The organism is Allobosea eneae (assembly GCF_042657265.1).
GTDB classification, from domain to species: domain Bacteria; phylum Pseudomonadota; class Alphaproteobacteria; order Rhizobiales; family Beijerinckiaceae; genus Allobosea; species Allobosea eneae.
On sequence record NZ_JBHSLW010000005.1, the window covers coordinates 498763 to 509272 of the forward strand.

The 10510-nt window shown below is 63.9% G+C and carries 10 protein-coding genes; 8 read left to right on the forward strand and 2 right to left on the reverse strand.

Annotated features, from left to right (window positions below; translation table 11 throughout):
* Positions 1-23 precede the first annotated feature (23 nt).
* Complete coding sequence (locus ACFPOB_RS03905) at positions 24-1604, reverse strand: AMP-binding protein (protein WP_377796023.1); 1581 nt, start codon at positions 1602-1604, stop codon at positions 24-26.
* A 259-nt stretch (positions 1605-1863) separates the two neighbouring features.
* Between ACFPOB_RS03905 and ACFPOB_RS03910 the strand changes: the two genes are divergently transcribed.
* The 3 genes from ACFPOB_RS03910 (at position 1864) to ACFPOB_RS03920 (ending at position 3361) form a co-directional block, all read left to right on the forward strand.
* Positions 1864-2385 carry a hypothetical protein gene (locus tag ACFPOB_RS03910; RefSeq protein ID WP_377796024.1) on the forward strand — a complete coding sequence of 174 codons (522 nt, stop codon included), beginning with the start codon at positions 1864-1866 and terminating at the stop codon, positions 2383-2385.
* Between the two features lie 218 nt (positions 2386-2603).
* Positions 2604-2963 (forward strand): hypothetical protein, encoded by a 360-nt coding sequence (locus ACFPOB_RS03915; protein WP_377796026.1) that lies wholly within the window; start codon positions 2604-2606, stop codon positions 2961-2963.
* Between the two features lie 107 nt (positions 2964-3070).
* Positions 3071-3361, forward strand: a complete 291-nt coding sequence (locus tag ACFPOB_RS03920; protein WP_377796027.1) for a hypothetical protein — start codon at positions 3071-3073, stop codon at positions 3359-3361.
* 120 nt (positions 3362-3481) lie between these two features.
* Here ACFPOB_RS03920 and ACFPOB_RS03925 read toward each other — a convergent pair whose 3' ends face one another.
* Positions 3482-6157: a phosphoenolpyruvate carboxylase gene (locus tag ACFPOB_RS03925; protein ID WP_377796063.1), complete on the reverse strand. Its 2676-nt coding sequence runs from the start codon at positions 6155-6157 to the stop codon at positions 3482-3484.
* A 329-nt stretch (positions 6158-6486) separates the two neighbouring features.
* Here ACFPOB_RS03925 and ACFPOB_RS03930 point away from each other — a divergent pair, with 329 nt between their 5' ends.
* From ACFPOB_RS03930 to ACFPOB_RS03950, 5 genes are all read left to right on the forward strand, one after another.
* On the forward strand, positions 6487-6744 hold the full coding sequence (locus ACFPOB_RS03930; RefSeq protein ID WP_377796028.1) for a hypothetical protein: 258 nt from the start codon (positions 6487-6489) through the stop codon (positions 6742-6744).
* A 416-nt stretch (positions 6745-7160) separates the two neighbouring features.
* Positions 7161-7376: a DUF4167 domain-containing protein gene (locus ACFPOB_RS03935; protein WP_377796030.1), complete on the forward strand. Its 216-nt coding sequence runs from the start codon at positions 7161-7163 to the stop codon at positions 7374-7376.
* A 664-nt stretch (positions 7377-8040) separates the two neighbouring features.
* Positions 8041-8790 (forward strand): AAA family ATPase, encoded by a 750-nt coding sequence (locus ACFPOB_RS03940; RefSeq protein WP_377796031.1) that lies wholly within the window; start codon positions 8041-8043, stop codon positions 8788-8790.
* A gap of 141 nt (positions 8791-8931) precedes the next feature.
* The gene (locus ACFPOB_RS03945) at positions 8932-10053 is read left to right on the forward strand and encodes an AAA family ATPase (protein ID WP_377796033.1); all 1122 of its coding nucleotides are present in this window, start codon (positions 8932-8934) and stop codon (positions 10051-10053) included.
* Positions 10053-10460 carry a DUF3226 domain-containing protein gene (locus ACFPOB_RS03950; RefSeq protein WP_377796034.1) on the forward strand — a complete coding sequence of 136 codons (408 nt, stop codon included), beginning with the start codon at positions 10053-10055 and terminating at the stop codon, positions 10458-10460. Before ACFPOB_RS03945 ends, ACFPOB_RS03950 begins: the two co-directional genes overlap by 1 nt.
* The last annotated feature ends 50 nt before the right edge of the window (positions 10461-10510 follow it).

Genomic DNA, 10510 nt, shown 5'->3' on the forward strand with positions numbered 1-10510 from the left:
TCCCAGATCATGCGATTGTGGCGTCACAGCAGCGGCCTCATCGTGATGGCGAGCTCGCGCGTGCCACCATAATCGATCTTGCCGTTGCCGAGCACCGGAATCGCGCGCGTGACCAGGATCGCCTTCGGCAGCCACAATTCCGGAAAACCCTGGCGCTTGGCCTCGTCCTGCAGCGCCTTCTTCTCGGCATCGGGCTTCTCGGTGACGAGCACGAGCTGCTCGCCCTTGCGCACATCCGGCAGCGCCACGACCACGTGATTGTGACCGGGCCAGAGCCCCGCGATCATCGATTCGACCGCCGCCAGCGAGACCATCTCGCCGCCGAGCTTGGCAAAGCGCTTGGCCCGCCCCTTGATCGCGACGAAGCCGTCATCGATCGCAACGATGTCGCCGGTGTCGTGCCAGCCGCCCTCGGGCGGCACGATCGCTCCGGGATTGTCGGCGTTCAGATAGCCGAGCATCACGTTGGGGCCCCGGACGCAGAGCCGCCCGCCCTCCGAGATGCCCTCGACCGGCTCGAGCTTGCCGGCTATCCCGGGCAGGAGCCGCCCGACCGTGCCCTCGCGCATCGCCTGCGGGGTATTGCAGGCCAGCACCGGCGAGCATTCCGTGCAGCCATAGCCTTCGAGGATCGTGGTGCCGTAGGGCTGCCACATCCGGCGCGTCTCCGGCTTCACCCGCTCGGCCCCGGCGACGACATAGCGCACGCTCGTGAGGTCGCGTTCATCGGCAGCGCGGGCATAGCCCTGAAGAAAGGTGTCGGTGGCGAGGAGGAAGGTGGCGCCGGTCTCGGCGATCAGCTTCGGCACCTGCTTGTAATGCAGCGGGCTAGGATAGAGGACGACCTTCATCCCGTGCAGCAGCGGCACCAGCATGCCGGCGGTGAGCCCGAAGGAATGAAAGGCCGGCAGCGGGTTCATGAAGATGTCGCGCTCGGAGATGACGCCTTCGGCATGCTCGAAGACCTGGCGCGCGTTCGAGACGAGGTTGGCATGGCTCAGCACCACCCCCTTGGGCTTGCCCTCGGTACCTGAGGTGAAAAGCACGACGGCCGGATCGTCGGGCTTGGCGACGTGGCTGCGCAGGGCTAGCCCCGGCGCGAGCGAGGCCAGCGCGCCGATCGCCTTGTCTAGGCTGGTCAGTTCTTTGCGGACATCCTCGAGATAGATAACGCGCCTGCCCCGCCCGAGCGCATCGACGATGTCGTCGAGCTTGGCCTGGTCGATGAAGCGCCGCGAGGTGACGATGGTCGAGATCGGGCCGATCTCGCAGGCGGCCGTGAGGTTCTTCAGGCCGGCGGTGAAGTTGAGCAGGGCCGGCACCCGGCCATAGGCGCTGAGGCCGAACAGCGTCACCGCCATGCCCTGCACATTGGGCAGCATCAGTCCGACCTTTTCGCCGGGCTTGGTCACCGCCGCGAGCTTGCGCCCGAGCACCAGCGCTCCCAACACGAGGTTGCCGTAGCTGAGCGGCTTGCGCTCGGGATCCTCCAGCGCGATACGGTTCCTGCCATGTCGCGCGATCGTCGCCAGCAGTGCCTGGAACAGGCTCAAGCGCGCGCCTTCGACATCGAAGGGCCGTGCCGGCAGGTCGATCGCAGCCATCTCGCCTTGCGCTCCAGGTTCGTCTCTCTCCACAGCGGAACGTAGCGATCCAGTGCATGGTTGCAATGCGCCGGAAGCGATGGCGATGCTGCATCGCAGCGACAAACGCCCCGAAACCCGCCACATCTCAACGATCCTGAAAATGTGGCGGCGCAATCACCGAAATTTGACGAAGAACCCGTTCATCACGTCGCGCCATCGTCATTGAGATCGGGAAGACTCGTCGCTATCTCCGGTTGCGGAGCTGGGGATTGCAGCCGTGCCAACCGTTTCGAAACAGATCATCGCGGCTGGGGCGCTTGCAGCGGCTGCCTTTGCCGCCGCGCCCGCGAGTGCGGCGGGCTTCTGGGAGACGCTGTTCGGCGTCCCGCAGCGCCCGACCTACGCGCCCCTCCCCGACAATCCGTTGCACATGACGGTGCGGCCGAAGCGCAATAAGGCCGCGACCACGCTAGACGCCGGCAAGGAAGGGCCGAAGCCGAAGCTCGTCAAGCCGATGGAATACGCCAGCGACCCGTTCTGGTACCTCAAGGACGAGACCCTGAAGAAGGGTGACATCATCGTCCTGAAGGATCGCGTCGTGGTGTTCGACGGCGGCGTTCGCGACTATGCCAACTTCGCCAGCTTCCAGACCAGCAGGCTGCTCTCGGCCAAGGCCAAGAGCCAGCTCAAATACCTGGTCTCGACACCACGGGACAACTATACGGTCTGGGAGCCGGTCCAGTCGATCTCGGATCGTAACGCCACGACCTCGGCCGAATTGTCGGAGCGCACGCGCTAAAGCAATTCCAGCAGAAGTGCATAGCGGTTCTGCGTCCGGAATTGCGTCCAAAGCAAAAGCTTTATGACGAGACCAGCCGGCGCCTGGGCCATCCCATTCCGGTCGCATTGATACCTTCGAACGGTCAGACCAGCGTCAGAGGCTGACCGGATTTCGCAACTAGCCTCGTTTCGCATCGGGCGTTCGCCCCTCCCTCCAGCAATGGAAAGGAGCCGATGATGCGTCAGCTCGCCAGAGCCTTAGGTTTGTCGTTCGCGCTGCTCGCCGTCCCTGCCGCGGCGCAGGCCCGGTCGCCGTCGCTCCCTGTCCCTGACAATTCGGGCCTGCGGGATCCCTCCGCGATCCGCAACGCCATCGTGATCGAGCGTCGCTCGCTGCCGCCGCAATTGCGCGTGCAGGTCGACAGCACGGTCGCGCAGACCAGTCCCGACGATCTGCAGCAGCTCCGGCGATCGATCGAGACCATCCCCGCCGCCACCAGAGCCCTGCAGGCCAGTGGCACGAGCTCGGCCGCGATCATCGCAGTCGCGCTCGACGAGGACGGCGATCTGACCTTGATCGCCGAAGAGAGCATCTGAGAACCCAGACGACTTGAGGAGTGCCGGCCGACAGGCCTGAGCGCTTCCACGGGCAGTCCGGCGCTCCTGCCCAATCCCGCGGCAGCGCCATCTCGAAAGGACCGATCATGAAGCTGACCGAAGCACACATCGACAGTGCCCTGAACCAGCTCGAAGCCCAGGCCATTCCCGATAACCACCCCGCCAAGGTCCAGCTCAGCGAGCTGTTCGGTGACCATACCTTCTTTCTCGACGCCAGCGGCCTGACCATTATTGAGCCGGTGAAGACGGATGGAGTCGCCGAGGCGGTGGGCCGCGTGGTCAAGCTCGCGCGGTGGGGTGACGAGACCCGCAGGAACCTCTCCCCGCACGAGCCGGAATACACCGACGTCGTGGTCGCGCTCGACAAGGCAGCGTAAGCGCTCCGGCGCCTCCCCCGTGATGGTCGGGCTCGTCCCGACCATCACGTCTTCATTCATTGAGAGTGGTGTTCAAGACGTGGGTGCTCGCCACAAGGGCGAGCATGACGGCGCCCAAATTCAACCAAACGCCCCGATCTCGTGCTGGATCGCCCCGGAGATCTCGCGCAGAAGCGCAAAGCACTCGCGCATCGGCTCGACCATGTCGCGATGCAGGGCGGCATAGGCGCCGCCCTCGCGCGGCCCCGGCGGCTCGCCGAAGTCGAGCCCGAGCGCCGGGTCGGGGTTGAGCGGAAAGATCTCGCCGAGCAATGTCAGCGCCCCGTTCATGTCGAGCCGCAGGATGCGTTCGAGCAGCAGCTCGCGCGTCACGCCCGCATGCGGCCGGAAGTCCGGGATATGCGTCGCCGACAGCCAGATCCGGTGCAGCAGTGCAAGCCGCAGCGTATGCAGCGCCACCAGCCGGACCGGCATCGCCGGCGGCTCGCCCGCCGCCTCCTTCAGCTTCAGGCGGTCGGAGGCGAAGCGCCAGAACAGGCGCCGCAGCGAAGGTGCAAGGTCGAGCTGCGCCAGCGCCTCGGCGACCGCCAGCAGTTCGTCGCGCCGCCCCTCCTTTTCGGTGCGCCTGGCACGGTCGAACCAAGAGCCGGCATCGAGCGTGTCGAGATAGGCCCGCAGCACGTCGAGATCGCTGTTCGCCATGGCATGTGCCGCGAGCCGATAGGCGCGGCCGAAGCGCTCCGAACCATCGCGCATCGTGGCGAACAGCTCCGGCGCCCGCGCCGCCGCCTGGCCGATGCCGTGCACGCTGTTCGCCAGCCAGCCGAGCTGCTGCAGAATGGCGTTGTTGGGGATGGCGCGCAGCTCGCGCGGATGGCGGATGACGGCCGGCCCGCCGGCATCGCTCTGCCGCGCCGCCGGGCGCGAGCCGGTCTTGTCGAGCAGCGAGGGGCCGAAGGTGCCGATCAGCGCCGCATAGCCGGGATCGTCGACGAGATGGGTCATCTCCTCGCGCACGGTCTGGAAGAACTCGGTGGCAAAGTCCGGCTCGGCATAGATCGGATCGTCTGCGCCGGCAGCCGCGTCCGCGAAGGCGGCTTCGGCGATGCGTGCCACGGTCGCTCCCGCAAGCCCCTTGGTGCCGAAGAGCAGATAGCCGTCGCTGCCCTGGAAGCTGGTCTCGCGCGTGACCTTGACGCCGGCCTTGGCGAAGGCGCGTCGCGGCCATTCCGGATCGAGATAGGCGAGCCGGTCGCTGAGGCTGTCGGGATGGGCGCCGCGCCCGGCCGACTCGCCATGCGTGTCGAAGATGACGAGCTCGATGTCGGTGAGCCCATAGCGCTGCAGCAATTCGAGGATACGGCTCCTCAGCCGCTCGACCCAGAAGGTCGCCGCGACCTGGCCGATATAGCGGCCGGAATCGGAATAGCCGAACTGGACGCAGAGCCGGCCATGACGCTTGAGATAGTCGCGCCAGTGCGGGCTGCGCAGCGCCTCGTCGATGATGCGGGGCCCTTGCTCCAGCGCATCGGACGTCTCGAAGAGCGGCGAGATCTCGACGAGGTCGGCGATGCCGAAACGCCTGGCGAGATAGAGCGCGCAGAGCAGCGTATAGCCCGTCTCGGTCTCGGCGATCAGGAAGCGCACCGGCCGCGAGCCGTCGATATGCTTCACGATCTGCGCGACCATCATCATCATTCGCGCCGCCGAGGCGCGCTCGACCGCGAGCGCGCCGAAATCGACCGGCGTCGGCTTCCCTTTGGCGAGCGCCTGGTTGACGGCTGCGAGGAAGGCGCGCCGCTGTGCCGGCTGGGCCGGCTCCTCGTCGAGCGAGATCACCCCGCGCATCGCATTGTGCAGCTGCGAGGCGTTGAGCCGGAAATGCGGCAGCGCGATCGAGACGCCATGGGCGATGACGCCGGCCCGCGCCAGGATCAGGGCTTCCGCCGTCGCCTCGTCCTCGGCCAGCACGATCGCCTTGTCGAGTGCCGCCACCAGCTTCGAGGCCTCCGGCAGCGCCGCCTCGCGCTCGCCCACCAGCGCCAGCGAGAAGGCCTGCAGGGCCGCGATCTCCGGCTTGCTGTTCAGGGGCGGGCAGAGCGCCAGCTGCCGCTCCACCGCGGCGAGCGCATCCTCGACCAGCGCCCTCACCTCGGCGGTCGCCGGCGCCTCCGGCAGCTTCTCCAGCAGGCGAAAGAACTGGCCGCGCTTCGATTCCAGCCGGTAGCGCAGCGTATCCCACCAGCCGATATCGGTGCGTCCATCGGTGTCGCAACCGACCCAGGAGGCGAGCTGCAGGGCGCGCGGCTTCAACTCGCGCCAGCGCTGCGGCCAGCGTTCCCGCGCCTCGGCGAGAAAGGCCGCGTTCAGCCGGTCGATCGCGTCGCGGGCGTTACGTACCGAAAAGCGCGCCTGCTCGAACTCGTCCTGCAGGGTGATCGCCGCATCCGGCCGGAAGGAGAGATCGGTGGCCTTGAGCGCCGCCGCCTCGCCCTCGTTCGCGGCGAGCTCGGCCAGAGCATGCGCCACCGCCCGGCTCATGCCGAAGGTCGGATGCGCGGTAAAGACGGCGGCAAAGCGTACCCGCGCCAGCGCCGCCGCATAGGCCTCGAAAGGCTGGGCCGAAGCGCTCGCCTCGGCGGCGACGCGCCGGGCCAGCGCCCCATAGGCTTCGCTCTCGTCACGTTCCAGCCCGACATAGGAGGCGACCCGCGCCGCCCGGTCGGCGAGCGCCGCGCGGCCGAGCTGGCGGATCAGCGCCGCCGTCTCCTGAAGCGTCACCTCGCCGCGATCCATCTTGCGGGTCAGCCAGAGCGTGACGCGTAAGACCGGATTGCCGAACGGGTCCTCGCGCGCATCCGAGCGCGCCTGCACGATCGCCGAGGACAATTCGCTCGCCAGCGCCGATGGCGACAACTCCTCCGTATCCGCCACGCCGCTCTCCGTTTTTCGATCGTCTGATGAGCGGGCGCAGGTGAGCAAGATTTCGAGTTTGCTGCAACTGCGAAATCCAATGCGGCTCCGCAGCAAGAGGCGGGCTGGACATGGTGCCCGCGGCGCACGCTCCTCCTGGGCTTACAATCCGCCGCTTCCATAGCCATATCGGAGTAGACCCGGAGGAAGCCATGGATACGACCGTGCGGCCCGATCTCTCCGGCAACTGGGGTGTTTCCGACCTGCTCGAGCGCCCGATCTGCTCGATCATTCGCGATCCGCACGGCAGCTGCTGGATCACCCTCTCGCAGGAGCAGGCCGCGCGCCTGTGCGACATCCGCAAGGGGCCGTTCCTGTCGGTGGACGCGGCGATGACGGCGATCGAAAAGAACCTCAACGGAGCCTGTCGCCACCAAACGGCAACTCTTCCGGCGAACTATTTTCCGTAAGCCCGCGACAGTCACCAAAAATAAAAGCGCCGCTGACCAACTTGTTTTGGTCACATTGCCTCTATAGAGAGAACGTAGAGGCGACGATTGACCGACTGGCTCCTCTGATTGGACCCTGCGGCGCGCCTCCCTTCTATCGTCGAAAACCGATCGCTGCCTTTGGCAGCACCATCGCTGCACGCAAGCGTGCCCGGCGATTCCACACGCAAGACCGCCCGGCCTCGGCCGAGCGGCGAACGGATATCAATGCGAGTATCAACCGAACTGAAGTCACCCGAGACCAGGCGCGTCGCCGATGCGATCGCCACGACGCTTCCGCCGAAATCTGCCCCTGATTGGAAGCCGGAGCCCTGCGGCCTCAGCCGCCAGGAACTGCGGCGCATCGTCAGGAAAATGCTGGGATGAGGAGGCCGGTCATGCCCATGCGCCAACCCGGATCCACCGCCTACGGCAATTCTGTCTCCCGGACCAACGCCGCGCAGCCAAGGCGAGGCCCGTCCGCGCAGGCCAATTACGAACGCTATCTCGCCTTGGCAAAGGCCAAGGCCCTCGCCGGCGACCGGATCGAGGCCGAGCGCAATTACCAATATGCCGAGCATTATCATCGCCTCATCATCGGCTCGGCGGCCTGAGGCGCTGGAACAGCAGCGGGGACAAATCCCCAATCAATCCCCGCTCCCGAAACCCGGTTTATGCTCTTCCCCGTCCCGCCCCGAACCGAGGGGGCTTCGCGAGGCATCATGAGGCCGGGCGGGAGAGCGGTGTTTCGTGGCGACAGGGCCTTGCGAGCCCGAAGGAGTCCGACCCTGTAAAGGTGTGATCCACCTTTGCGGCCGGCCGGCTCGTTCCACCACGGAGGGGTTTCGTCGTTCGGGGTAGGCACCCCGGTCCAGCCGGACGCAACACACGGCGAGAGCTCGCAAGAGAACCGCGGCGCGGGGTTGGGCAGTGGCCAGTGGCGCTGCTTCGACACATCGACATCGACATTCGGCACGCAGCCGTCGACTGCGACGCCGCCCGACCCCGCGCCCTCCCTCGGATGGCGACCAATCGAACCCTCGCGGCGCCGAGCCGGCGGGGCATCACGCATGGTCGATCGTTTCGTGGCCTTCACTATTTCAGCGCGGGTCGGCCCGGGCGGAGCGCAGCGCAGACCCGGGACCCATTCCGGAACAGTCCCGATAGAGGTTCAGGCATGGATCCCGGATCGGCGCGGCTTCGCCGCTTGTCCGGGATGACTCGCGGTTTCGTCAAACATGGTACCCACTGACTGCCCCACCCCGCCCGCGAGTCCCCATGCGACGCCCCCAGACCCGCCTGCCCGCGCCTTTTCTCCGGCGCATCTGGCTCGACCGCGACGCCGTGCCGGACGCCGACGCCTATCCCTGGTGCCTGCCCTTCCTGCGCGAGGCGTTCGAGCTGTCCTTCGACAAGCCGATCACCATCATCGTCGGCGAGAACGGCACCGGGAAATCGACGCTGCTCGAAGGCATCGCCGTCCTCGCCGGCTATGACGAGGCCGGCGGCGGCAAGGGCTATCGCCCGGTCGACCATTCGCTGGCGCGCGAAGCCATGGGCGGCCGGCTCTCCAGCGCGCTCAAGGCGAGCTGGCTGCCGAAAGTCACCGATGGCTGGTTCTTCCGGGCCGAGAGCTTCTTCTCGGTGGCGCGCTATCTCGACGCCGTCGGCGGCGCGGACGGCCCCGATTTCCTCTCCCATTCGCATGGCGAGGGTTTTCTGCGTTTCTTCGAGGAGCGCTGCCAGCGCCGCGGCATCTTCATCTTCGACGAGCCGGAATCGGCGCTCTCGCCGGCCCGCCAGATCGAGTTCCTCAAGCTGCTCCGCCGCATGGACCGGCTCGGCCAGTGCCAGGTGATCATGGCGACGCACGCCCCGATCCTGATGGCCTATCCCGGCGCCCGCCTGCTCGGCCTGACCAAATACGGGCTCGACCCGGTGACGATCGAGCAGACCCAGCATTTCCGCCTGATCCGCGAGTTCTGCCTGGACCCGGCGACGTTCGTGGAGACGATGATGGAGGAGTGAGGGCGGGAGTGCTACAAGCAGCCCCGCGCAGTCGTTCATTGCGTCGTTGGAGAAAGCCCAACCGACCGGAGCTTTTCATTGCTATCGCTGGGCTTTGACGTCAAATTGCTTGGGCCAGAGTAATGAGGCTGACAATCTGGAATGAGTAATCCGCACCGACTCGAAAGCGTTGAAATTAGAGGCTTTCGTGCCTTTGACGAACTTTCAATCCCAAATTTGGCCGACGTTAATCTAATAGTCGGAAAGAACAATATTGGCAAAACTTCCGTATTAGAAGCTCTAGAATTGTATTTTTCGCGTGGTAGCCGATTCAAAATCCTAGAATTCCTCAACTCTAGGCAAGAATATTCATTTCGTAAACGCCGTGGCTATGTAAAGGACGGCCCGCTAGCTCTTGAAGCCCTATTTTATGGACGTCCTGATTTAATCACCCGTACGCCATATTTTACCATTGGACCAATCAACGATCATGATAGCGAACTAGCAATCGATTTTGTTTGGCTTCAGGAGCTGATCGAGCAGCCCGACACCCCCATTCGCTATAGAGCCTTGCGTGGCAATGATTTTGAGAGCGCGCCTGACGTCGTCGCAGGATTCAGGATTCGATTTGGTTCTTTTGAACTTCTACTTCCGCTAGAACGATTCGAGCGATCTAGCTCGTTAGCTGCAGCCCGCTCTGCCGAGAGAACGAGAGAAGTTCCTGTAGTTTACTTGGCCTCTACAGGTATGAGCTCTGAAGAGATTGGGCGAATTTGGGATACAATTGCGCTTACCGAGGATGAAGAAGAAGTCCTCAGCGCGCTGCGGACATTGTTCCCTGACATCGAGAAACTTGTCTTGGTTCAAGGCCCATCCTCTCGTGGCGAACGGATATTAATGGCCAAGCTGGCTTATTTTTCTGATCCAGTCCCATTTAAAAGCTTGGGAGAGGGAGTAAACCATCTGCTTAGTGTCTTTCTCGCGTTAATTCGTACGCGGGGTGGAGTTCTATTAATAGATGAAGTTGAAAATGGAATACATTATTCAGTGCAAGCTGAACTATGGCATCTCATTTTCCGTCAGGCTGCACAGTGGGATACCCAAGTTTTCGCAACGACTCACAGTTGGGACTGCGTTGAGGGATTCCAAGTTGCAGCGCTGGAGGCGCAACAAGGTCAAGGCAGGCTGTTTCGCCTCGAAGGCGCTCGAGACATGGTAAGAGTTGTGTCGTTTGAACCGCACGAGATCGAGATCGCCAAGCGTGAAAATATAGAAGTTCGCTAATGGGAAAGGACGCTGTACTACTCGTTGAAGGCAACGACGATCTGCACGTCATTTCTGGATTGTTAAAGTACCACCAATTCCCCCAAGTCTTTGAGATAAAAGAGCAAGGTGGAATTGACAATTTGCTCCAAACAGTTCCGGTTCAGATAAAAGGGAGCAATATAAGAGCCATTGGATTGGTTGTTGATGCCGATCTAAATCTAACGGCTCGCTGGCAGTCACTTCGAGCAGTGCTGCGTGCTGCGGGATACGAAATTCCTGATGCACCCGTCGCTGGCGGGTTGGTGATCGCCGCTGAGAATCTTCCAGCGATTGGCGTTTGGCTGATGCCCGACAATTCCCTTCCAGGGATGTTGGAGGGTACCCCTACGAGGGCGGCCGTCTTGAGGATTGATGCTTGGGGGTGAGAATGTGTCTGTATGGACGTCTATACAGGCACGCCGATCAGTCGGCTTGA

What these genes read in the sequence shown, in the direction of transcription:
- ACFPOB_RS03905 (WP_377796023.1), bottom strand. Translation starts at nt 1,604, where the DNA reads ATGGCTGCGATCGACCTGCCGGCACGGCCCTTCGATGTCGAAGGCGCG.
- ACFPOB_RS03935 (WP_377796030.1), top strand. Translation starts at nt 7,161, where the DNA reads ATGCCCATGCGCCAACCCGGATCCACCGCCTACGGCAATTCTGTCTCC.
- ACFPOB_RS03950 (WP_377796034.1), top strand. Translation starts at nt 10,053, where the DNA reads ATGGGAAAGGACGCTGTACTACTCGTTGAAGGCAACGACGATCTGCAC.
- ACFPOB_RS03945 (WP_377796033.1), top strand. Translation starts at nt 8,932, where the DNA reads ATGAGTAATCCGCACCGACTCGAAAGCGTTGAAATTAGAGGCTTTCGT.
- ACFPOB_RS03930 (WP_377796028.1), top strand. Translation starts at nt 6,487, where the DNA reads ATGGATACGACCGTGCGGCCCGATCTCTCCGGCAACTGGGGTGTTTCC.
- ACFPOB_RS03915 (WP_377796026.1), top strand. Translation starts at nt 2,604, where the DNA reads ATGCGTCAGCTCGCCAGAGCCTTAGGTTTGTCGTTCGCGCTGCTCGCC.
- ACFPOB_RS03925 (WP_377796063.1), bottom strand. Translation starts at nt 6,157, where the DNA reads ATGGATCGCGGCGAGGTGACGCTTCAGGAGACGGCGGCGCTGATCCGC.
- ACFPOB_RS03920 (WP_377796027.1), top strand. Translation starts at nt 3,071, where the DNA reads ATGAAGCTGACCGAAGCACACATCGACAGTGCCCTGAACCAGCTCGAA.
- ACFPOB_RS03940 (WP_377796031.1), top strand. Translation starts at nt 8,041, where the DNA reads ATGCGACGCCCCCAGACCCGCCTGCCCGCGCCTTTTCTCCGGCGCATC.